Here is a 19,755-nt window from a genome sequence, read left to right as displayed (position 1 = left end):
GAACAAGCTGCTCAAGCGTCACCATCTCGAGCGCTGTCTGATCCGGGCCGGGCTTCTTCAACATAAAAACAATGAATCAAAAACCCCCGGCCAAAGCCAGGGGTTTGTCAGCAGTCTGAGGCCTCCGGGACGATCCCGGAGGCCTTTTTGATGTCTGCACTGCCGACCCGTGCCGGAGGGGGAAGAGAAGGGTGCCCCGGCGGGATCAGCCGCCACGCTTCTTCTTGTCGGCGGCGGAGATCTCCGCCCAGGAATTGCGCTGCGCCAGCATCGATTTCAGATAGGCGATATTCTGGTTGGCCTGTGCCGGGTCGATTTCCGAGCGCGCCACGCTTTCGGCCTCCTGGAAGCGTCCCTGCAATCCGATCGACAGGGCGAGGTTCTGCCGGATGCGGCTGTCGGCCTTGGGGCTCGCGGCGGCCTTCTGGAGGATTTCCTCGGCCTGTTTCACCTCTCCCGCCAGCAGATAGGACATGGCGAGATTGTTGAGCAGGCTCGGCTCGTCGGGCGCGATCTTCAGCGCCTGGCCGTAAAGCGAGCGGGCCTTGTTGGTGTTGCCCATCTGGTCCTCGATCGCCGCTTCCGCGGAGAGAAGACGCCAGTCCGGCCGTGTGGGGGTCTGGGCGCCCTTGATCACCTGAAGCGCTTCCGGCAGCTTTCCGCTCATTGCCAGCACCTTGCCATAGGCGGCGGCGATGTCGCGGTCGCTCTGCTTGTTGATCACCGCCTTGCGCAAGACGGCCTCGGCCTGCGGGATCTGGCCGTTGCGCCGGAGCGCGGCGGCGTAATTCAGGATGTTCTCGCGGTTGTCGGGCGACTTCTCGTAGGCCTGCCCCCAGTAGCCAACGGCCTGGCGCGCGGTGTCGGAGCCGGGCGCGGCGTAGCTTTGGGTGGCGCTCGCATGGGTGCCGACCGCCCGTTTGGACGAGGCGCATCCGCTTGCGGCGAGCGCTGCGGCCAGCGACAGGGCAAGGACGATATGGCTGGGGACGGAGCGTCCCCGGGAACGGCGCGTGGATGGCATGGTGCCAGGCTCCTCAACGCGAAAGACGGGTTTGCAAATTGCGCTCCCCCATCAATACGTCGTTAACCCTAATGCTTCGTTAAACGTCGCGGCCGCCTGCGTCCGCTCGTGCCGCCGTCGTGCGGATTGCGGCCCGGTGGGCCTTCATGCTTTAACGTCGGTTCCGTCCTGTTTCCAACATGAGGCTCAAGACCTTGCGCCAGTCCCTGCGTGCCTTCGATCCCGCCCTGAAGCCCGTTCCCCTTCACCTCGTCGACAAGGCCGGATGCACCGAGACGTTGCAGCGGCTGGGCCCGGGCGCCGGCGAATGGGCCGCCGCCAACGGGTTCGAGGGGGCGGCGGGTCAGCTTCTGCTGGTTCCGGGCGAGGGCGGCGCGGCGGCGGCTGCGCTTTATGGCGTGGCCGACCCGAAGGACCCGGGGTTCGCCGCGGGCGATCTCGCGCGCAAGCTTCCCGGCGGCGACTACGCGCTCAAGCTTGAGGGCAAGGCGCGTCGCGAAACGCTGCTTGCCTTCGCGCTCTCCTCCTACCGGTTCGACCGCTATCGCAAGCCGTCGAGCCAGCGCGCGCCGGTCATCGTCCTCGACGACAGCGACGACGCCGAGGCTCTGGGGATCGTGCTCGATGGCGTCGGGCTTGCCCGCGACCTGATCAACACCCCGGCGAACGACCTCGGTCCGGCGGAACTGGCGGCGGCCGCGCGCGAACTCTTCGCCCTGCACGGCGGTTCGACGCGGGTGGTCGAGGGCGAGACGCTGGTCGCCGACGGCTTCCCGATGATCCATGCGGTGGGACGGGCAAGCAGCCGCGCGCCGCGCCTGGTCGATGCGGTCTGGGGCGCGGAGGACGCGCCCAGGGTGACGCTGGTCGGCAAGGGCGTCGTCTTCGACACCGGCGGTCTCGACATCAAGCCGGCGAGCGGCATGGCCCTGATGAAGAAGGACATGGGCGGCGCGGCCAATGTTCTGGGCCTTGCCTCCATGATCATGGCGGCGAAACTGCCGGTGCGCCTGCGCGTTCTGATCCCGGCGGTGGAAAACGCCATTTCCGGATCCGCCTTCCGCCCCGGCGACATTCTCGACAGCCGCAAGGGGCTCCGGGTCGAAATCGGCAACACGGATGCGGAAGGCCGGCTTGTGCTCGGCGATGCGCTCACCCTTGCCGACGAGGAAAAGCCCGAGATCCTGATCGACATGGCGACGCTGACCGGGGCGGCCCGCGTCGCGCTCGGCCCCGAGCTGCCGCCGTATTTCACCGATGACGAGAGCTTTGCCGGCGACCTCGCCGCGAAGGCGGAGGAAACCCGCGATCCGCTGTGGCGCCTGCCGCTGTGGCGTCCCTACGAGAGCTATCTGGAAAGCCGCGTCGCGGACATCAACCACATCAACACGACCGGTGCCGGTTTCGCCGGCTCGATCACGGCGGCCCTGTTTCTCTCCCGTTTTGTCGAAAACGCCGCGACCTGGGTGCATCTCGACATCTACGGCTGGTCGCCGTCCGACCGTCCGGGGCGTCCCGCCGGCGGCGAGGTGCAGGGCATTCGCGCCCTCTTCGCGCTGCTCACGGAGCGCTTTTCGCGCGGGTAGGGGCGAAGCCTCCTCCATCGGCAGCGCATAACGGAACCGAAACGATTTCGCGCCATGATGCCTGAACCGTGCTGATCGGCACGGGCAAGCGGATGGGGACGAAATGGGTGTCGAGATACGGCCCTCGCAGGCGTTGCGCCTGTGGCACGACGTCACGATGGAGCTTGTCACCGACGGGGACAAGGACCTGACGGCGCGCCAGATGGCGATCCTGCTGACGGTCTATCTGGAGCCGCCGCCGCATACGGTGCGCGGCCTGGCGGCCCGGCTGAACGTGACGAAACCGGTGATCACCCGCGCGCTCGACACGCTGGGCGGCATGAAACTCCTGTCGCGCAAGCGCGACGAGGCCGACCGCCGCAACGTCGTGATCACGCGAACGGTTGCCGGCGCGCTCTATCTGGAAGAGATTGCCGATACGATTGTCGCCAAGGCGGCGACGATGCCCCGCTGACCGATCCGACGGACGCCGCCACCATGTCAGATGCTTCTCCCGCCTCCCTTGACCGCCGCCTGCATCCGGTGCGCCCGGATCTGGCCGCCGAGAGCTATCGCGGGCGGGTCGAGGCCGATGCCTTTGCACCCGGCGTCGCCATGCAGGTCGCGGCCGACAGCGTGGCCCTGCGCCCCGTGCCCGACCTTGCGCGCTCCATCGACACCGAGGCGCTGCACGGCGAGATCGTCACCGTCTACGAGACGCGCGGCGACGGCTGGGCCTGGGGGCAGCTGGAGACCGACGGCTACGTCGGTTATCTCCCGGCCGAGGCGCTTGGCGCTGTCGGCGAGGCGCCGACCCATCGCGTCGCGATCTTGCGCAGCTACCGCTATCCGGATGCGGAACTGAGATCCCCGCCGCTCGGTCTCCTGTCCATGGGCGCGCGGGTCCGCGTCATCGGCCATGCGACAACGCGCGGGCTGGAGTTCGCCCTGCTCGACGACGGCTCGGCCATGGTCGCGCGTCATCTCGTTCCGCTTAATCACCGCGAGGCGGACTGGGTCGGCGTTGCGGAAACCTTTCTCGGCACGCCCTATCTGTGGGGCGGACGCACGTCGCTCGGGCTCGACTGCTCGGCCATCGTCCAGCTTGCCGCCGCTGCCGCGGGTCTGGCTCTGCCGCGCGACACCGACATGCAGGAACGCGCGGCCGGCGAACCGCTCGACATCGCCGCCGGGCTGCCCGCGCTCATGCGCGGTGACCTCGTGTTCTGGAAGGGCCACGTCGGGATCATGCGCGACGGCGAGACGCTCTTGCACGCCAATGGCCACAGCATGTCGGTGGCGAGCGAACCGCTGGCGCCGGCGGTCGCACGCATTGCCCGCAACGAATGGGGCGCCGTGACGTCTGTGCGACGGATCGCGTGGTGACGCGTCGTCCGACGCTGGCGCCTTGTGCCGCTCCCAAGCGAATGAGGCATCAAATCCGGCCATTCGGTCCGCGCGCCGCGTGCGACAGGCCGTGCCTGACCCATGACGCCCGATGAAGACCCATGACGATTGAACTCCGCCCCCACCATCTCTTGTGCAGTCTCACCTATGCGGGAAAGGGCTATTCGGACGCCTTCACGCGCAGCTACGACCGGATTGTCGCGCGGTTGAATGCCGGTGAGACGGTCAGGATCGTCGAAGGCCCTGATGCCCTCTGCGCTCCGGTGGTCGCAGCCGAAGCCGAGCCGCATTGCTTTGGCGACAGCGTGACGCGGCGCGACAGGGATGCCTTGGAAAGCCTGGAGGGTCTGCTGCGCCGACGCATCGCCGTTGGAGACGACCTCGCGTTCGATGTCGCCACGACCGCCCGGCTGCGCGAGGCCTTCGCGAGCGGTGCCATTCGGCAGGCCTGCGACGGTTGCCAGTGGTCGCATCTGTGTTCGTCGATCGCCCGGCGCGGCTTCGTCGGCACCGCGCTGGTGGGGCAGGCGGTGCCCGGTCAGTCGAACGACCGGGCGTAGATTGCCTGGGACACCTCGTCGGCGGTCTTCAGGATGCGCACCACCAGCGGCACCAGGATCGCCTTGATGTTCCGGTCAAGCCCTCTGGCGCGCTGCGCCTCGCGAACGTCGTCAAGCGCCGTTCGGACGAGGGGCACGAACCGCAGGAACAGCGAGACCGCCAGGGCGATCTGTGCCTTCGGCACCCAAGCGGGCGCGAAGCGCAGCGCGGAGAGGATCCCGTCGACGAACTCGCTCGTTCTGGTCGTGAGCGTAACGAGAGCCGCCGCCAGGATGAGGACGACGAAGCGGGCGACGATGAACCCGGCGAAGACGACATCGGTCATATAGAGCTGGACCGCGAAGATCGCGGCGAGAATCCACAAGGCGGGGCGCACGGAGACGATGGCATGGCGCGGGCCAAGGCCGGCGAGTGCGAACCCCGTGAACACCAGAACCCCGGCAACCGTGACGGCGGTCCAGCCCTCGCAGACGAAGAGGCTCGTACACAGGACAACGAGCGCTGCGATCTTCACGACGGGGCGGGCGCGGTGAACGGGACTGTCCGCGAAGACGTAAAGGTCGGTCAGCATCGTGTGCTCGCGACATAGCCCGCCACCACCGTTGCGGGGTCGCCGTCGGCGACGATTGTCCCGTCCTCGATGTGAAGAACCCGGTCGAAATCCGCAAGCAGGTCGAGATCATGCGACACCAGCACGACATGCTCGTCCAACGCGTCGATGGCGGCCATGAACTTGCGCTTATTCCACAGATCGAGCAGCGTGGTCGGCTCGTCCATCACGATCATCCGCGGACGCATCACCAGAACGCCGGCAAGCGCGATCATCTGCTTTTCGCCGCCGCTCAGCTGGTGGGTGAAGCGGTCGCGCAGATGAGTCAGACCGAAGCGCTCCAGAACCGCCTCGATCCGCGCCTGTGTCTCGCGCGCCGACAATTTCAGGTTCTTGAGGCCGAAGGCCAGATCCTCCGAGACGATCGGATAGACGATCTGGTTGTCCGGATTCTGGAACACGAAGCCGACATGGCGCCGCAGCGCCTCGCGTTCGTGGGGGGCATCGAGCGCGACCCGTCCGCTCGTCGGTTTCTCGATGCCGTTGAACAGGCGCGCGAAGGTGCTCTTGCCGGAGCCGTTGCGGCCGATGATGCCGACACGCCTCTCCCTGAGGTGCAAGGTGATGCCGCCAAGGATGGCGACCCCGTTTTTCTCGACGGAAACATCGGTGAACGCAATCACGGCGGGTTTGGTCCGTCAGGTTTGTTTTTGGGCCCGGGCGCGGGGCGTGATGATCGGATAGGACCGTTTCACCGTCACGATGACGCCAGCCGCGACGAGGGCCTTGACGATGTCGCCGGGGATGAACGGCAGCGACCCGGTGAGCGCCATGCCGACCGGGATCTTGGCAACGGCGGCAATCCAGGGGACGCCGATCGCGTAGAGCAGGACCACGCCGCCGGCAACGCAGATCGCAAATGCGACGATGTAGTTCAGGCGGTTCCAGAAGAGCTCGGTCAGGAAACCGATGGCGAAGGCCGCCGCGATCCAGCCGACCAGGAATCCGCCGGAGGGGCCAAGAAAGACGCCGAAGCCGCCGCGCCCACCGGCGAGCAGCGGCAATCCGAGCGCGACCAGGGCAAGAAACAGGACAAGGGCAAGTCCGCCGCGCGCGGCGCCGAGAACGCCGCCGGCCAGCATGACGCCGAGCGATTGCGCCGTCACCGGAACCCCGACCACCGGGAGCGTGATCGGCGGAAAGACAGCCAGCGCCGCGACAATGGCGGCAAAGAGAGCGATAAAGACGACATCACGAGTGTCCATGGTGGTCCTCAAATCGGTGCGGCGGCGGCGCGCCGGAGCAGCCGGCGGTCGCGATCCCTGAAATCGCTGCCGCGCGAAAGTCTGGCGCCGTCCGGGGCGCCGATGTCGATGTGCGAGCGCGTGAAGGCCCTGTATCCAGATTTCCGGCCCGTGACGCGAGCCTCCGCGCCCCTTGCGGATCCTGGCAGGAACCCGCGTCGACGAACCGCATAGCGAATGCAGCGCGTTTCGGCAACGTTCCTTCGCCCGGCGTGACGCTTCGCTGAACCAGATAGTCGGTGTCGGGCGCGCGGCTGACGTGATGTTTCCCAAGCGACAGGGCCCGTTTCTGTCTCAGAGGAAGGCGTACCATGCAGTACGAGGATGCGCCTCTTGTCTTGGTGCGCGCAAGCAAGATGCAAGAAGGTGGGTTTGCGAGAAACATTCGATTGAAACTGATCTTGCGAATGATGGTTAGTTCCAGTTCGACGGTGAAATCTGATATGCGCCAAACGCATTTGTCATCAACGATGACATGGGGTACGCCTTGCGCATCTTCGGTGCCGCAAGGGGCGCTGCGCCGGGGATGACACGCGCACCGTGCCCTTGGCGTCGAGCCAAGCCGCGGTCCGCATCTTTTCGAGACAGGCACATTGCGGTCGTTCGGGTCTTGCGGGACACGGACGCATCCTTGCGTTTGCGCTTTGGACGGGACGATACCCACACATGATGCATGCGATACCCCATGCAGTCTTTCTGCACGTGGAAGCCGATTCACGCGATGCCGGCATCCTGAGCGATGCGCTGGCGCGGGTGACCCGCAACATCCGGATCCGCCGGGTGAGCGCGGCGGAAACGGCACTGGAGCTGATCTCCGAGAGCGGGGAGGGCGGACCGCCGTTCGACTGCGTGGTGACCTCGCTGTGCCTGCCCGGTCTCGACGGCGCGGGGCTTGCCCGCCGCCTGCGCCAGCGTTTCGATGCGGCGACGCTTCCCGTCTTCGGACTGACGCGCGACACCCCGGCCGCGACCCCCGAGAGCGACTGGTTCGATGCCGTGTTCCAGAAGGCCGGCGACGTGCGCGGGATCCTTCCCGCCGCCTCGGCCATCGTCGACCTGTGGTTTACCCAGGCACGCCGCTTCCACTGCTGAGGAAGACTGCCGCTCAGTAGCCGCGCGCCGGATCCACCCGGTTTTCAAGGGTGCCGTCGGCCTCGAAGCGCCGGATCTGCTCCGAGACATAATCGGAAATCGCCTCCGGGTCGCTGTCGGCGGCCACATGCGGCGTCAGGATGGCGTTTTCGCAGTCCCACAGCGGGCTGTCGGCTGCAAGCGGCTCCGTCTCGAAGACATCGAGGCTTGCCGCCTTGAGGGTTCCGTCCCGCAGGGCGACGACGAGATCCGCCTCCACATGGCTGCCGCCGCGCCCGGCGTTGATGAAGACCGGCCCGCCGAGCACGCCGTCGCGGGCGAGCCTTTCCAGCACGCTCCTGTTCACCAGGCCGCGCGTCTCCGCCGTCAGCGGTAAGAGGTTCACCAGCACGTCGGTGCGCGCCAGGAAGGCGTCGAACTCGGCGTCGCCCGCATAGCAGTCGATGCCGGAAAGCGCCTTTTTCGAGCGCGACCAGCCGGCCACATTGAAGCCCAGCCGTTTCAGCACATCCGCAGCATCCGCGCCGAGCACGCCGAGGCCGAGGATCCCGACCCTGAGATCGCGGGCGCTCGGCTGGGTCAGCTCGCGCCAGACCTTTTCCCGTTGCTGGGCGGCATAGGCGAGATGCTGGCGGTGGTGCAACAGCACCTGAAGCGCGATCCACTCGCTCATGCGCGCGGTCAGGTCCGGATCGACGACGCGCACGATGGGAACCTGCGGCAGGTTTTTCTGACCCAGCAGATGATCGACGCCGGCGCCGAGCGAAAACACGACCTCCAGGTTCGCACAGGCGTTGAGAGCCTCCGCCGGCGCCTTCCACGCCAGCGCATAGCGGATGTTGGCGGGATCGCCGACGGCGTCCGGCCAGCTGCGGATGTCGCGGTCGGGGAAGCGCGCCTTCAGCCGGGCGACCCAGGGCCCCGTGTCCCATCCGTTTACCGCGACAAGCAGCGCCATGTCCGACCTCCCGAAATTGCGTGACAAAACCCGTTTGCGATCAAGTCGCTGTCATAGCCCGTCGGGACGACCGGCGAAAGGGGAGGCAGTCCGCGCGCCGTTTTCCGGCGCGGTGGAGGGCGCGCCGGATGCGGCCGCGCCATTGGCGCGGGCCGGGGTTTCGGGCGCGAGGTCAAGCGCGCCGATCCCGCGCCCGCGCTTGCCGATCTTGTCGGTGGAAATCAGGATCTGGCCGATGTCGTCGTTTGCCTGCGAGAAGTGCTTCTGCAGTTTCTGGACGCGTTCTTCCAGCCGGTCGATGTCCTTGACCAGATGGCCGACCTCCGCCTGGATCAGATGGGCTTCCTCGCGCATGCGGGCGTCGCGCAGGAGCGACTGCACCACCTGCACGCAGAGCATCAAGAGCGACGGCGAGACGATGACGACGCGCAGCCGGTGCGCGCGCTGCACCAGATCGTCGAACTTTTCGTGGATCTCGGCGAAGACGCTTTCCGACGGCACGAACATGAAGGCGGTGTCCTGCGTCTCCCCCGGGATCAGGTAGCGCTCCTTGATGTCGGAAAGATGCTTGCCGATGTCGCGGCGAAAGCGGGCCCGCGCCTGCTTGAGCTGTTCGGCATCTTCGGCTCGGCGGATGTCGCTGTGGGCTTCCAGCGGAAACTTGGCGTCGATCACGAGCGGCGGCGCGCCGCCCGGCAGATGGATCAGGCAGTCGGGGCGCACGCCGCTCGCCAGCGTCGCCTGAAAGCTGTAGCTGCCCGGCGGCAGCGCGTCCTGGATCAGGGCTTCCATGCGACCCTGGCCGAAAGCGCCGCGGGTCTGCTTGTTGGACAAGACCGATTGCAGTGCGCCGACCTGGCCGCTCAGTTCGCGGATGGTGGTCTGTGCCCGGTCGATCACCGCGAGTCGCTCGTGCAGGTGACGCAATCCGTCGTGGGTCCGCTTGGTGCCGTCGGCCATCGACTGGCCGAGCTTGTGGCTCATGCCGTCGAGCCGCTCGTTCACCGCGCGCATCAGGTCACCCTGGCGGGTGCCGAACACCTCGGCCATGGTCTGCATCCGGCCGGTCATTTCCGATTGCACCTTGAGCAACTCGGAGATCCGCGCTTCCAGTTCGCGGGCCTGGTCCTCCGCCCGCCACTCCGCGTGGCGGCGCGCCCGCGACAGATGCATCAGCGCGAACAGCGCCAGCACCAGCAGCACGGCCACGCCGACGGCTGCAGCCGTCAGGGCTTCGACCACGGTGACGGGCCTTGCGCCCAGGGAAAACAGAATCGCATCCATGGAAACAAATATAGAACATCCGTGCGTCGCGGAAAACGCCCGCGTTCGAGCCCGTCAGGGCATCCGCGCGTTGACGCCGGCGCGCGCATCTCATATTTGAGCGGCATGACAAAGCGAGACATTCTCATCCTGCCGGAGGCGAAGCTGCGCCTCGTCAGCGATCCCGTGGAGCGGGTCGACGGTGCCGTGCGCCAGCTTGCCGACGACATGCTGGAAACCATGTATGCCGCACCCGGCATCGGGCTGGCCGCGATCCAGATCGGCGAGCCGACGCGCATGCTGGTGATGGATGTGGCGCGCGAGGACGAGGATCCCGACCCGATGGTGGTGATCAACCCCGAGATCGTGTGGGAATCCCCGGAGCTCTCCGTCTATCAGGAAGGCTGCCTGTCCATTCCCGAGTATTACGCCGACGTCGAGCGCCCGGCGCGCATCGGCCTGCGCTTTCTCGACCGCGAGGGCGCGGAGCGCGAGCTGGAGGCCGACGGGCTGCTCGCCACCTGCCTGCAGCATGAGATCGATCACCTGAACGGCGTGCTGTTCATCGATCATATCTCCAAGCTCAAGCGCGACCGGGTGATGAAGAAATTCCAGAAGCAGGCGCGACTGGCGGAGAAGTCTTGAGGATTGCGCCGGCCATGGGCCGGGCGGTGACGCGCGCGGGGGCGAGGTGATGGAAACAGCCTATTTCCTCAAGGTGTTCGCCGCGCTCTTCGCGATCATGAGCCCGATCGCCAACCTGCCGGTGTTCCTGTCGCTGACGGCCGACCGGACGCCGGGCGAGGCCCGCAAGGTGGCGGTCACCGTGATCGCCGGTCTGGTCGTCGGCGCGGCGCTGATTCTTTTGACCGGCGACCGGCTGCTCGGTGTCTTCGGCATCGGGCTGAACGATTTCCGCCTTGCCGGCGGCTTGCTCATCCTGCTGATCGCGCTCTCCATGCTGCATGGCGGGGAGAGTGCGGCCCATGCGGGCACGGCGCGCGAGAAGGATCATCACAAGGCGGTCGAGAATCCGGGCATCTATCCGCTGACGGTGCCGATCCTGCTCGGTCCGGGAACCATCTCGACGATCATCGTCTTCAAGCAGCAGGCAAATGGCGCGGCAGAACAGACGGCGGTGGTTGCCGCGATTGCGGCAAGCGTGACCCTCATCGGGGTGACCTTTCTGGCGGGTCCCGCGCTCGGGCGGCTGCTCGGACAGACGGCCATCAGCATCATGAGCCGGATCATGGGCATGATCCTGGCCGCGATCGCGATGGAAATGATGGTCTCGAGCCTCAGGGCGTTGTGGCCGGGCCTTGCCGGCTGACGGCGCACAGACGAGCGAAAGAAGGAAACGCGCATGAGCTTGCGGATCGTCTTCATGGGAACGCCGGAGTTTTCCGTGCCCACGCTGATGGAGATCGTCGGCCAAGGGCACGATGTCGTCGCCTGCTACACCCAGCCGCCGCGCAAGGCCGGGCGTGGTATGGAGGAGCGCAAGTCCGCCGTGCATCAGGCGGCCGAAACGCTCGGCATCGAGGTGCGCACGCCGGCCTCGCTGAAATCCGCCGAGGAACAGGCGCGTTTCGCCGAGCTCAACGCCGATGTCGCGGTGGTCGTCGCCTATGGGCTGCTGTTGCCGCAGGCCGTTCTCGACGCGCCGAAAAACGGCTGCCTCAATCTTCACGCCTCGCTGCTGCCGCGCTGGCGCGGGGCCGCGCCTATCAACCGCGCGATCATGGCCGGCGACCGGGAAACCGGCGTCGAGGTGATGCGCATGGAAGTCGGGCTCGACACCGGGCCGGTGTGCATGGCCGAACGCGTCGCCATCGACGACGCCATGATGGCGGGCGAGTTGCACGACCGGCTCTCCACGCTCGGCGGCGACCTGATGGTCCGGGCGCTGGCGGCGCTCGCCCGCGGCGGTCTGACCGAAACGCCGCAGGCGGAAGAGGGCGTTACCTACGCCCGCAAGCTCGCCAAGTCGGAGACCCGCATCGACTGGACGCAGGCAGCGCGTGCCGTGCACGATCACATTCGCGGCCTGTCGCCCTTTCCCGGCGCCTGGTGCGAGATGGAGATTGGCGGCGCGCGCGAGCGCGTGAAGATCCTGCGCAGCGCCCTCGCCGACGATACGCCGACCACGGGTCCCGGAACGCTGCTCGACGCGGAGGGCGACCGGCTGGTCGTTGCCTGCGGCGAGGGCGCGGTGCGCCTGCTCCAGCTACAGCGCGCCGGACGCAAGCCGATGGCGGCCGACGCCTTCCTGCGCGGCGCGCAGCTTCGCGTCGGCGACGAGATCGCCTAGGATCGGAAACGACGCCTCAACCGGACCCTGATCATGACCCGCCATCCCGTCCCAGAACCTGTCCTTCGCCCCGTTGCGGAGTCCGATTACGCGGACATCGCGATGCTGCTCGCCGCCGCCTTCGGCCAGGATGCGGAAGCGCGTCTGGTGACGGAACTCAGGGCCTGCGGCGCGCTGATTCTCGAGCGGGTCTCCGTCGATCCGGATGGCACGCTTGAGGGCTATGTCGCCTTTTCCCGGGTCACCGGCGCGGGTGCGGCGCACCGTCTCGCCATCTCCTGTCTGGCGCCGGTCGCGGTGCGGCCCGACCGGCAGCGCAGCGGCGTCGGCACGCAACTGATCGCGGCGGCACTTGAGGAATTGCGCAGCCAGGGCGAGGACCTCGTGCTGGTTCTCGGACCGCCGTCCTACTATCCGCGCTTCGGCTTCGATGCCGGGCTGGCGGCGAAGGTCGCCGCCCCCTTTGCCGGCACGGCCTTTCAGGCGCTCGCCCTGAGCGAGGACGCGCCCGCCGCCATGCCCATCGAGGTCGATTTCGCCACGCCCTTCCAGGCCTTCGACTGACCAGCGCACCGGGAAGCCATGCCCCGCTACAAGATTACGGTCGATTATGACGGCCGCCCCTTCGTCGGCTGGCAGCGCCAGGACAATGGCCCCTCGGTCCAGGCGGTCATCGAGCGCGCCATCCGCGCCTTTTCCGGCGAGACGGTCACCATCGGCGGTGCGGGACGCACCGATTCCGGCGTGCATGCGCTCGGCCAGGTGGCGCATCTCGATCTGGAAAAGGACTGGCCGGCGGCGACCGTGCTCGGCGCGCTGAACTTCCACTGCCAGCCCGACCCGGTGGCGCTGCTCGATTGCGAGAAGATGCATGACGGTTTCGACGCGCGGTTTTCCGCGATCCGCCGGCATTACCGCTACCGGATCGCCAACCGCGTGGCACCGCTCACCCACGACCGCGGGCTCGCCTGGCACGTGAAGAAGCCGCTCGACACCGACGCCATGCATGAGGCGGCGCAGGTCTTCGTCGGCCATCACGACTTCACCACCTTCCGCCACACCCGCTGTCAGGCGAAGAGCCCGTGGAAGACGCTGGAGGCGTTTCGCGTCTGGCGCGAGGGCGAGACGGTGATCGCGGAATGCAGCTCGCGCTCCTTCCTGCACAACCAGGTGCGCTCTATGGTCGGAACGCTCAGACTGGTCGGCGACGGCCGCTGGACGACCGAGGACGTGGCCGCGGCACTTGAGGCGCGCGACCGCGAGGCCTGCGGGCCGGTCGCACCGCCCGACGGGCTCTATCTCACCCGCGTCGACTATCGCTCGGCGGAAGAAGACCGCGCATCGCGCGCGGCCTGGCTGGCGGAGGCGGAGGCCGCGGAGACGTCTGGAGGCTAAGCCTCCGGTGCCGCCCCGCCCGGCTGCGGTTCGGGCACCAGCTTGCGATAGAGATGCCAAGTGGTGTGGCCGAGCACCGGCAGCGTGACGAGCAGGCCGGCGAAGACCGGCAGCATCGACAGGAGCATGGTCACGGTGATGATGAGCGCCCAGCCGATCATCGGCGCCGGGCTGGTGACGACCGCGCGCACGCTGGTGATCATCGCCGTGATGAAATCGACCTCCCGGTCGAGCAGCATCGGAAAGGAGACCACCGTCAGCGAGAACAGCACGATGGAGAGCGCCGCACCGACGATGTTGCCGATCAACAGGAACATCAGACCTTCCGGCGTGGTCACCACCACCTCGACGAAGGCGGAAAAGCTGGCGAAGGACTGGAAGCCCAGGAACAACGCCAGCAGCAGCCGCACCTGATACATCCACATGATCTGGACGAAGAGCACGACGAAGGCCATCCACGCCAGTTCGCGCCGGCGCTGCGCCCAGATCACGGCAAGCACGCCGTACCAGTCGAGCGGTTCGTCCTTTTCCAGCCGGCGGCTGACCTCATACAGGCCGACGGCCACAAACGGGCCGATCAGGCCGAAGGCGATGGCGAGCGGATAGCTCAGGTAGCTCATGTGGAAGGCCGAGGCGGTCAGAAGCACGAAGATGCCGCCAAGAGCATAGACGCCGCCGAAGAACAGGCCGAAGCGCGGCGCCTTGCGGAAATCGCGCATGCCTTCGCCAAGTGCATCGACGATGGCGTCGAAGCCGATGGCATTGACCCGTGTCGGGTCGGGTCGGCGTTCGAATGTGTCGTCCTGGGCCGCGCCGTCGCTGCTCGTCATGGGGTGTCCTCCGCAAACTGTTCTTGTGTCTGGCACTACAATGCCACCGCCGGGCGGCGCCGAACAGTCGGAGAGTTTCGGATGCGCTGTCGTCAGACCCCGATGCCGTAGAGCCGCGCGATGGCTTCGCCGATCACCATGCCGAGCACAAACTCCAGGGCCACGAGGCTCGCGGCCAGGCCGAAGGAGCACTCGAGTGCGGCCCGCGTGACGATGTAGCGATAGCGCAGGAAGACGAAGACGATCGTGAGAAGCCCGAGAAGGTGCAGGGACGAGCCGATCAGGCCGAAGTAGAACGCGGCGAAGAGCGGTGTCACGATCAGCGCCATCAGGAACTGCGACCAGTTGCGCAGAACGACGAAGGTCACATATCTGTCGGCGATGCCGAGCATCCCGGCGAAGGGCATCAGCACCAGCGGAAACAGGAACCAGTCGACGACAAGCGCGAGGTAGCCGGCGGTTGCGAAATCGGCGAACTCCGGAAGGGCTTGATGCGTCAGCTCGACCCTGGTGAGCTCATAGTCGGAAAACGTGACGATGACATAGAAAAGCATGATCGGCACGATCAGTTGGAAGGACCGCCAGAAGCCGGAGATCGAGACATCAAAGAAGGTGAGATCGAGCGGACGGTTGAGAAACAGATCCCAGGCGCCTTTCGATGAAAGGCGGATTTCTGCAAGGCTGAGCATGATGTCGTCCTGAAGGTGGCCTTGAGAAAAATCTCAGGCCGCTGAAAAATAGCTGTCCAGAAACCGGCGATAGATTGCGGACAGACGGTCGAGGTCGGCCGTGGCCACCCGTTCGTCGATCTTGTGCATGGTCTGTCCGACGAGACCGAACTCGACGACAGGGCAATAATTCTTGATGAAACGCGCGTCGGAGGTGCCGCCGCCGGTCGACAATTCCGGGCGGCGTCCGGTCTCCGCTTCCACCGCCTCGCTCAGCGCCTCGATCAGCGCCGCGTCATGGGTCAGGAAGCTGTCGCTGGAATCGGGGGCGAAGTCGAGGCTCCAGTCGCAGGAAAGCCCCGGCACATCCGACAGCGCCTGCCGCAGCTTGGCGCGCAGGCTCTCGACCGACCAAATGTCGTTGAAACGCACGTTGAAGCGCGCTTGCGCCTGGCGCGGGATCACATTGGTCGCCGAGTTGCCGATGTCGATGGTGGTGATTTCCAGGTTCGACGGCTGGAAGCGCTCGTTGCCTTCATCGAGCGTAAGGGCCTGAAGCGCACCGAGCAGGGAGAGCAGGTCCGGCACCGGGTTTTTCGCCAGATGCGGATAGGCGACATGGCCCTGCACGCCGGTGACCGTCACGGTGCCGGTGAGCGATCCGCGCCGGCCGACCTTGATGGCGTCGCCGAGCGCGTCCGGATTGGTCGGTTCGCCGACGATACAGGCATCGAAGACATGCCCCTGCGCCTTTGCCCAGTCGAGCAGTTTCACCGTGCCGTTGATCGCCGGGCCTTCCTCGTCGCCCGTTATCAGGAAGGAAAGCGTGCCGGGGATCCTGCCGTCATGAGCGGCGACGAAATCGAGCGCCGCAGCCGCAAAGGCTGCGATCCCGCCCTTCATGTCGACCGCGCCGCGCCCGTAGAGCACGCCGTCGACGATCTCGCCGGAAAACGGCGGATGCGCCCAGGCGTCCTGATCGCCGGCCGGCACGACGTCGGTGTGGCCGGCGAAGACGAAATGCGGTGCGCCGGAGCCGATGGTGGCGAAGAGGTTTTCCACGTCCGGCGTGTTGTTGTCGCGAAACACCATGCGCTCGACCGCGAAGCCGGCCGCCTCCAGACGCGCCTCCAGCAGCGCCAGCGCGCCGCCTTCCGCCGGTGTCACCGAGGGGCAGCGCAACAGGTCGCGGGCGAGGCTGACGGCGGGCGAAGGCGACTGGGTCATGGGCGGTCGGTCCGGATGCGGGGCGCGAGGGACGGGGTCAGGTCGGGCGTTTCCAGCGGCTGTTCGGTCCCGGCCCGTAGGCATTGGGTCCGTCCTGTCCGGGGATCAGGCCAAGGCCGACGATGAAGGCCAGATTGATGCCCGGCACGAAGACGAAGATGGCGAGAAATCCGGTCAGGCCGCGATCCTGCAGCCGCTTGATCACCAGCGCCAGTTCCACCCACTGAAAGACGATCAGCATGATCGGCATCAGCGGATTGGCTTCGATAAAGGAGGTCATCGCCTCCGGCAGCGGCGTGTCCGCCGTGATCTGCGCATCGCGCAGCCAGACGGTGATCGCGATGGCGAAAAACGTCCAGACCAGCGCGAAGGAGAGCCAGTAGGGCTCGCGCGAGATGCGGCCGATCGGATTGAAGAACAGCCAGACCAGGCTTTGAGGTCCGGGATGGGGAACGGGTGCGGACATGGGGTCCCTTGCGCAAGCGGGCGGATTGCCGGGGCGGGCGGCGGCCTTCCGGTCACCCCATCAGGTAGGCCGTCCACCGCCGGCAATCAAGCCGGCGGCGGAGATGGCGGATCAGCGCGTCAGGCGCGCAGCAGCTCGTTGATCGAGGTCTTGGAGCGGGTCTTCTCGTCGACGCGCTTGACGATCACGGCGCAGTAGAGGTTCGGGCCCGGCTCGCCGTTCGGCATCGGCTTGCCCGGCATGGTGCCGGCGACGACGACCGAATAGGGCGGTACTTCGCCGTAGAAGACCTCGCCGGTGGCGCGGTCGACGATCTTGGTCGACTGGCCGATGTAGACGCCCATGCCGAGCACGGAACCCTCGCGCACGATGCAGCCCTCGACGACTTCGGAGCGCGCGCCGATGAAGCAATTGTCCTCGATGATCACCGGGCCGGCCTGCAGCGGCTCCAGCACGCCGCCGATGCCGACGCCGCCCGACAGATGCACGCCCTTGCCGATCTGCGCGCAGGAGCCGACGGTCGCCCATGTGTCGACCATCGTGCCCTCGTCGACGAAGGCGCCGAGGTTGACGAAGGAGGGCATCAGCACGACGTCGCGGCCGATATGGGCGGAGCGGCGCACGATGCAGCCGGGAACCGCGCGGAAGCCGGCGGTCTCGAAGTCGACGCCACGCCAGCCGTCGAACTTCGACGGCACCTTGTCCCACCAGGTCGCGTCGCCCGGTCCGCCCTTGATCACTTCCATCGGGTTGAGTCGGAAGGAGAGCAGCACCGCTTTCTTCAGCCACTGGTTCACGACCCAGTCGCCGTCGCGCTTTTCGGCGACGCGCGCCTGACCGCGGTCGAGCAGGTCGAGCGCCGTGTTGACGGCATCGCGGATCTCGCCTGTCGTATGCGCGTCGATCTTGGCGCGATCCTCGAAGGCGGCATCGATGATGGCGGCCAGTTTCGACTGGTCGGTATGGGCTGTGTTCATGCGCGCGAAACTCCGGGCTGAATTCGTGGGATGAATGCGGGTTTTGAGCCAAATTCTGTCGGCGCGACCTAAGCCTTGCCGACCCGCGAAGTCAAGGCCGGGCAGGCGGTGGTGCGGCGCGCGCGGGTCGCGTGCGCAAGCCTCGATCAGCCGGCCCGGCGGGTCATGTCGAGCAGCAGGGAGCGCAGCTCCTCTCGCTCGGCAAGCGGTGCCCCGGTCAGATCGGCAAGCCAGATCCCGTCCGCCGCGGCCCGGACGGCGGCCAGTTGTACGCCCTCGTCGGTGGTCCGGTGCCGGTCGAGCCGCGCCTCGTACCAGCGCGCCCACAAGGCGCGCAGGTCCGCATCGGCCAGCATCGAGACATAGAGCGCGGCCCAGTGCCCGCCGCTCTGGGGCGGGGTCATGTCGAAAACGGACAGCAGATAGGCGCGGGTGAAGCTGCCATGCGGCTCGGCGTCGGCGGCGATGCGCGCGTCGAGATCGCGGTCGAGCGTTTCGAGAAGTTCCGCGAACACCGCATCGACGAGGGCCTGCTTGCTGGGAAAATGGTGCATGAAGCCGCCCTTGGTGACGCCGGCGGCCTCCGCCACGGCCTGCACGGTGACCGCCGCAAGTCCCTGCTCCACGGCCAGCCGCGCGGCTTCGTCGAGAAGCGCGCGGCGCACCTTTTCCGGTTCCTTCTTGCGGGTGTGGGCGTTCGTCATGTCAATGCGCCGCGCTTTTCGAAAAGACGTTGATGACGATGACGCCGGCCACGATCAGTCCCATCCCGACAAGAGCGGCCGCATCCAGCGCGAAGCGGAAGACCACGACGCCGATCAGCGCCGTCAGCACCACGCCGATGCCGGACCAGATGGCATAGGCGACGCCGAGCGGAATCGCCTTCAGCGCCTGCGACAGGAAGAACAGAGCGGCCAGGAAGCAGACCGCCATGCCGATGGTCGGGCCAAGCCGCGAGAACTGCTCGCTTTTCTGCAGCAGGGAGGATCCAGTGACCTCGAAGAGGATGGCGACGAGAAGCGACCCATAGGCAATCGTAAGCGGTGACATGACAAACACCCTGAACAAACACCCCGACCGGGAGGGAAAGGACTGGACACAAAAGATACCAAACGTTCGGTTTGTAAGCAAGGCTGTCGGTCCGGGCTTTGGTGCGATGCGCAACTCCGTCCTGCGGTGCGGCCGGCACGCGCGGATTCGCGCTACCGCCTGCACCGGCCATGCTGTATGTGCGGGTGCCATGGAACTCTGGATCCCGATCACCATCTTCGCGGCCTTTTGCCAGAACGCGCGCTCGGCGTTGCAAAAGCATCTGAAGGGCCGGCTCGGCACGACCGGTGCCACCTTCGTGCGCTTCGGCTACGGCTTTCCCTTCGCGCTCGCCTATCTGGCCGTGCTGCACGCCGGCTTTGGCTACGCGTTGCCCTCGCCGGGCGCGGAATTCTGGGCCATCGGGGCTGCGGGCGGGCTGGCGCAGATCGCCGCGACCTTCCTGCTGGTGCATCTGTTCAGCTACCGCAACTTCGTGGTCGGCACCGCCTATTCCAAGACCGAGCCGGTCCAGGCGGCGGTTTTCGGGCTGGTGTTCCTCGGTGAGACGGTGACCGCGATGGCCGCTTTCGCGATCGCCATCGGCGTCGCCGGCGTGGTGATGATCTCGCTCGCCGGCCAGCGCGTCGGGGTGAGGAGCGTTCTTGCCGCGCTCACCGGTCGCCCGGCGCTGATCGGTCTGGCCTCGGCGGCGCTCTTCGGGGTTTCGGCGGTCTGCGTGCGCGGGGCGTCGCTGTCGCTCGGCGGGCCGAATTTCCTGATGCAGGCCGGTTTCACGCTGGCCTATGTCACCGTGTTCCAGACCCTGGCGATGGCGCTCTGGATGATCTGGCGCGAGCCGGACCAACTGGCCGCGAGCCTTGCAAGCTGGCGCACCGCGGTCTGGGTCGGCCTGTCGGGGGTTGCCGGCTCCGCCGGCTGGTTCACGGCAATGACCCTTCAGCAGGTCGCCTATGTGCGCGCGCTCGCCCAGATCGAGCTGGTCTTCACCTTCCTCGTCTCCTGGCTCGTCTTCCATGAGCGCGTTCGCACGGCCGAGGCAGCGGGCGCGCTGCTGATCGTCGCCGGCATCGTCGTGCTGCTTTTGGGCGTGTAAGGCGTGGCCCG

General features: G+C 66.8%; 24 protein-coding genes. 11 read left to right on the top strand and 13 right to left on the bottom strand.

Features of this window, described 5'->3' with window-relative positions:
* Positions 1-205 precede the first annotated feature (205 nt).
* Entirely contained in the window at positions 206-1,024 is an 819-nt protein-coding gene (locus LC092_RS17575; protein ID WP_224808667.1) for a tetratricopeptide repeat protein, read from the bottom strand.
* Between the two features lie 179 nt (positions 1,025-1,203).
* Here LC092_RS17575 and LC092_RS17570 point away from each other — a divergent pair, with 179 nt between their 5' ends.
* The 4 genes from LC092_RS17570 (at position 1,204) to LC092_RS17555 (ending at position 4,556) form a co-directional block, all read left to right on the top strand.
* The gene (locus LC092_RS17570; RefSeq protein WP_224808666.1) at positions 1,204-2,610 is read left to right on the top strand and encodes a leucyl aminopeptidase family protein; all 1,407 of its coding nucleotides are present in this window, start codon (positions 1,204-1,206) and stop codon (positions 2,608-2,610) included.
* 103 nt (positions 2,611-2,713) lie between these two features.
* Positions 2,714-3,064, top strand: a complete 351-nt coding sequence (locus tag LC092_RS17565) for a MarR family transcriptional regulator (RefSeq protein WP_224808665.1) — start codon at positions 2,714-2,716, stop codon at positions 3,062-3,064.
* 23 nt (positions 3,065-3,087) lie between these two features.
* On the top strand, positions 3,088-3,975 hold the full coding sequence (locus LC092_RS17560) for a C40 family peptidase (protein WP_224808664.1): 888 nt from the start codon (positions 3,088-3,090) through the stop codon (positions 3,973-3,975).
* A 122-nt stretch (positions 3,976-4,097) separates the two neighbouring features.
* Positions 4,098-4,556 (top strand): DUF1284 domain-containing protein, encoded by a 459-nt coding sequence (locus LC092_RS17555; RefSeq protein WP_224808663.1) that lies wholly within the window; start codon positions 4,098-4,100, stop codon positions 4,554-4,556.
* On the opposite strand, the gene LC092_RS17550 is transcribed toward LC092_RS17555, so the two are convergent.
* The 3 genes from LC092_RS17550 to LC092_RS17540 are packed head-to-tail and all read right to left on the bottom strand — an operon-like array spanning position 4,535 to position 6,372.
* Complete coding sequence (locus LC092_RS17550) at positions 4,535-5,128, bottom strand: energy-coupling factor transporter transmembrane component T family protein (RefSeq protein ID WP_224808662.1); 594 nt, start codon at positions 5,126-5,128, stop codon at positions 4,535-4,537. The genes LC092_RS17555 and LC092_RS17550 overlap by 22 nt on opposite strands.
* On the bottom strand, positions 5,122-5,790 hold the full coding sequence (locus tag LC092_RS17545; RefSeq protein ID WP_224808660.1) for an energy-coupling factor ABC transporter ATP-binding protein: 669 nt from the start codon (positions 5,788-5,790) through the stop codon (positions 5,122-5,124). Before LC092_RS17545 ends, LC092_RS17550 begins: the two co-directional genes overlap by 7 nt.
* A gap of 15 nt (positions 5,791-5,805) precedes the next feature.
* Positions 5,806-6,372, bottom strand: a complete 567-nt coding sequence (locus LC092_RS17540) for a biotin transporter BioY (RefSeq protein WP_224808658.1) — start codon at positions 6,370-6,372, stop codon at positions 5,806-5,808.
* Positions 6,373-7,077: 705 nt separating this feature from the next.
* Between LC092_RS17540 and LC092_RS17535 the strand changes: the two genes are divergently transcribed.
* Complete coding sequence (locus tag LC092_RS17535; protein ID WP_224808656.1) at positions 7,078-7,503, top strand: hypothetical protein; 426 nt, start codon at positions 7,078-7,080, stop codon at positions 7,501-7,503.
* Positions 7,504-7,516: 13 nt separating this feature from the next.
* Here LC092_RS17535 and LC092_RS17530 read toward each other — a convergent pair whose 3' ends face one another.
* Positions 7,517-8,461: a 2-hydroxyacid dehydrogenase gene (locus LC092_RS17530; protein ID WP_224808654.1), complete on the bottom strand. Its 945-nt coding sequence runs from the start codon at positions 8,459-8,461 to the stop codon at positions 7,517-7,519.
* 51 nt (positions 8,462-8,512) lie between these two features.
* Positions 8,513-9,745, bottom strand: a complete 1,233-nt coding sequence (locus tag LC092_RS17525; RefSeq protein WP_224808652.1) for a DNA recombination protein RmuC — start codon at positions 9,743-9,745, stop codon at positions 8,513-8,515.
* Between the two features lie 105 nt (positions 9,746-9,850).
* Here LC092_RS17525 and def point away from each other — a divergent pair, with 105 nt between their 5' ends.
* From def to truA, 5 genes are read left to right on the top strand one after another with little or no spacing between them, the layout of a single operon-like run.
* Positions 9,851-10,369: a peptide deformylase gene (gene def / locus LC092_RS17520; protein WP_224808650.1), complete on the top strand. Its 519-nt coding sequence runs from the start codon at positions 9,851-9,853 to the stop codon at positions 10,367-10,369.
* A gap of 49 nt (positions 10,370-10,418) precedes the next feature.
* Positions 10,419-11,054 carry a MarC family protein gene (locus LC092_RS17515; RefSeq protein ID WP_224808648.1) on the top strand — a complete coding sequence of 212 codons (636 nt, stop codon included), beginning with the start codon at positions 10,419-10,421 and terminating at the stop codon, positions 11,052-11,054.
* 39 nt (positions 11,055-11,093) lie between these two features.
* Positions 11,094-12,035 (top strand): methionyl-tRNA formyltransferase, encoded by a 942-nt coding sequence (fmt, locus tag LC092_RS17510; protein ID WP_224808669.1) that lies wholly within the window; start codon positions 11,094-11,096, stop codon positions 12,033-12,035.
* Positions 12,036-12,068: 33 nt separating this feature from the next.
* Entirely contained in the window at positions 12,069-12,599 is a 531-nt protein-coding gene (locus LC092_RS17505) for a GNAT family N-acetyltransferase (protein ID WP_224808646.1), read from the top strand.
* Between the two features lie 18 nt (positions 12,600-12,617).
* Complete coding sequence (truA, locus tag LC092_RS17500; RefSeq protein ID WP_224808644.1) at positions 12,618-13,430, top strand: tRNA pseudouridine(38-40) synthase TruA; 813 nt, start codon at positions 12,618-12,620, stop codon at positions 13,428-13,430.
* Here truA and LC092_RS17495 read toward each other — a convergent pair.
* From LC092_RS17495 to LC092_RS17465, 7 genes are all read right to left on the bottom strand, one after another.
* The gene (locus LC092_RS17495; protein WP_224808642.1) at positions 13,427-14,260 is read right to left on the bottom strand and encodes a DUF2189 domain-containing protein; all 834 of its coding nucleotides are present in this window, start codon (positions 14,258-14,260) and stop codon (positions 13,427-13,429) included. The two genes, truA and LC092_RS17495, sit on opposite strands and share 4 nt — an antisense overlap.
* 92 nt (positions 14,261-14,352) lie before the next feature.
* Positions 14,353-14,949: a hypothetical protein gene (locus tag LC092_RS17490; protein WP_224808640.1), complete on the bottom strand. Its 597-nt coding sequence runs from the start codon at positions 14,947-14,949 to the stop codon at positions 14,353-14,355.
* 33 nt (positions 14,950-14,982) lie between these two features.
* Positions 14,983-16,155, bottom strand: coding sequence for a succinyl-diaminopimelate desuccinylase (gene dapE / locus LC092_RS17485; RefSeq protein WP_224808638.1), 1,173 nt, complete (start codon positions 16,153-16,155; stop codon positions 14,983-14,985).
* A 37-nt stretch (positions 16,156-16,192) separates the two neighbouring features.
* Entirely contained in the window at positions 16,193-16,621 is a 429-nt protein-coding gene (locus LC092_RS17480) for a DUF805 domain-containing protein (RefSeq protein ID WP_224808636.1), read from the bottom strand.
* A gap of 119 nt (positions 16,622-16,740) precedes the next feature.
* Positions 16,741-17,598 (bottom strand): 2,3,4,5-tetrahydropyridine-2,6-dicarboxylate N-succinyltransferase, encoded by an 858-nt coding sequence (gene dapD, locus LC092_RS17475; protein WP_224808635.1) that lies wholly within the window; start codon positions 17,596-17,598, stop codon positions 16,741-16,743.
* Positions 17,599-17,744: 146 nt separating this feature from the next.
* Complete coding sequence (locus LC092_RS17470; protein WP_224808634.1) at positions 17,745-18,302, bottom strand: TetR/AcrR family transcriptional regulator; 558 nt, start codon at positions 18,300-18,302, stop codon at positions 17,745-17,747.
* Position 18,303: 1 nt separating this feature from the next.
* Positions 18,304-18,648, bottom strand: a complete 345-nt coding sequence (locus LC092_RS17465; protein WP_224808633.1) for a DMT family transporter — start codon at positions 18,646-18,648, stop codon at positions 18,304-18,306.
* A 190-nt stretch (positions 18,649-18,838) separates the two neighbouring features.
* On the opposite strand from LC092_RS17465, the gene LC092_RS17460 reads away from it, so the two are divergent.
* On the top strand, positions 18,839-19,744 hold the full coding sequence (locus LC092_RS17460; RefSeq protein WP_224808632.1) for a DMT family transporter: 906 nt from the start codon (positions 18,839-18,841) through the stop codon (positions 19,742-19,744).
* The last annotated feature ends 11 nt before the right edge of the window (positions 19,745-19,755 follow it).

It is taken from the genome of Stappia stellulata (assembly GCF_020176715.1).
Taxonomy (GTDB): domain Bacteria; phylum Pseudomonadota; class Alphaproteobacteria; order Rhizobiales; family Stappiaceae; genus Stappia.
The sequence above is the reverse complement of the archived record's forward strand: the minus strand, read 5'-3'. Positions and strand labels throughout refer to the sequence as shown.

Bases quoted from the DNA above. Each gene is read 5' to 3' on its own strand.
- LC092_RS17575 (WP_224808667.1), bottom strand. From the start codon at position 1,024: ATGCCATCCACGCGCCGTTCCCGGGGACGCTCCGTCCCCAGCCATATC.
- LC092_RS17570 (WP_224808666.1), top strand. From the start codon at position 1,204: ATGAGGCTCAAGACCTTGCGCCAGTCCCTGCGTGCCTTCGATCCCGCC.
- LC092_RS17565 (WP_224808665.1), top strand. From the start codon at position 2,714: ATGGGTGTCGAGATACGGCCCTCGCAGGCGTTGCGCCTGTGGCACGAC.
- LC092_RS17560 (WP_224808664.1), top strand. From the start codon at position 3,088: ATGTCAGATGCTTCTCCCGCCTCCCTTGACCGCCGCCTGCATCCGGTG.
- LC092_RS17555 (WP_224808663.1), top strand. From the start codon at position 4,098: ATGACGATTGAACTCCGCCCCCACCATCTCTTGTGCAGTCTCACCTAT.
- LC092_RS17550 (WP_224808662.1), bottom strand. From the start codon at position 5,128: ATGCTGACCGACCTTTACGTCTTCGCGGACAGTCCCGTTCACCGCGCC.
- LC092_RS17540 (WP_224808658.1), bottom strand. From the start codon at position 6,372: ATGGACACTCGTGATGTCGTCTTTATCGCTCTCTTTGCCGCCATTGTC.
- LC092_RS17535 (WP_224808656.1), top strand. From the start codon at position 7,078: ATGATGCATGCGATACCCCATGCAGTCTTTCTGCACGTGGAAGCCGAT.
- LC092_RS17530 (WP_224808654.1), bottom strand. From the start codon at position 8,461: ATGGCGCTGCTTGTCGCGGTAAACGGATGGGACACGGGGCCCTGGGTC.
- LC092_RS17525 (WP_224808652.1), bottom strand. From the start codon at position 9,745: ATGGATGCGATTCTGTTTTCCCTGGGCGCAAGGCCCGTCACCGTGGTC.
- def (WP_224808650.1), top strand. From the start codon at position 9,851: ATGACAAAGCGAGACATTCTCATCCTGCCGGAGGCGAAGCTGCGCCTC.
- LC092_RS17515 (WP_224808648.1), top strand. From the start codon at position 10,419: ATGGAAACAGCCTATTTCCTCAAGGTGTTCGCCGCGCTCTTCGCGATC.
- LC092_RS17505 (WP_224808646.1), top strand. From the start codon at position 12,069: ATGACCCGCCATCCCGTCCCAGAACCTGTCCTTCGCCCCGTTGCGGAG.
- truA (WP_224808644.1), top strand. From the start codon at position 12,618: ATGCCCCGCTACAAGATTACGGTCGATTATGACGGCCGCCCCTTCGTC.
- LC092_RS17495 (WP_224808642.1), bottom strand. From the start codon at position 14,260: ATGACGAGCAGCGACGGCGCGGCCCAGGACGACACATTCGAACGCCGA.
- LC092_RS17490 (WP_224808640.1), bottom strand. From the start codon at position 14,949: ATGCTCAGCCTTGCAGAAATCCGCCTTTCATCGAAAGGCGCCTGGGAT.
- dapE (WP_224808638.1), bottom strand. From the start codon at position 16,155: ATGACCCAGTCGCCTTCGCCCGCCGTCAGCCTCGCCCGCGACCTGTTG.
- LC092_RS17480 (WP_224808636.1), bottom strand. From the start codon at position 16,621: ATGTCCGCACCCGTTCCCCATCCCGGACCTCAAAGCCTGGTCTGGCTG.
- dapD (WP_224808635.1), bottom strand. From the start codon at position 17,598: ATGAACACAGCCCATACCGACCAGTCGAAACTGGCCGCCATCATCGAT.
- LC092_RS17470 (WP_224808634.1), bottom strand. From the start codon at position 18,302: ATGACGAACGCCCACACCCGCAAGAAGGAACCGGAAAAGGTGCGCCGC.
- LC092_RS17465 (WP_224808633.1), bottom strand. From the start codon at position 18,648: ATGTCACCGCTTACGATTGCCTATGGGTCGCTTCTCGTCGCCATCCTC.
- LC092_RS17460 (WP_224808632.1), top strand. From the start codon at position 18,839: ATGGAACTCTGGATCCCGATCACCATCTTCGCGGCCTTTTGCCAGAAC.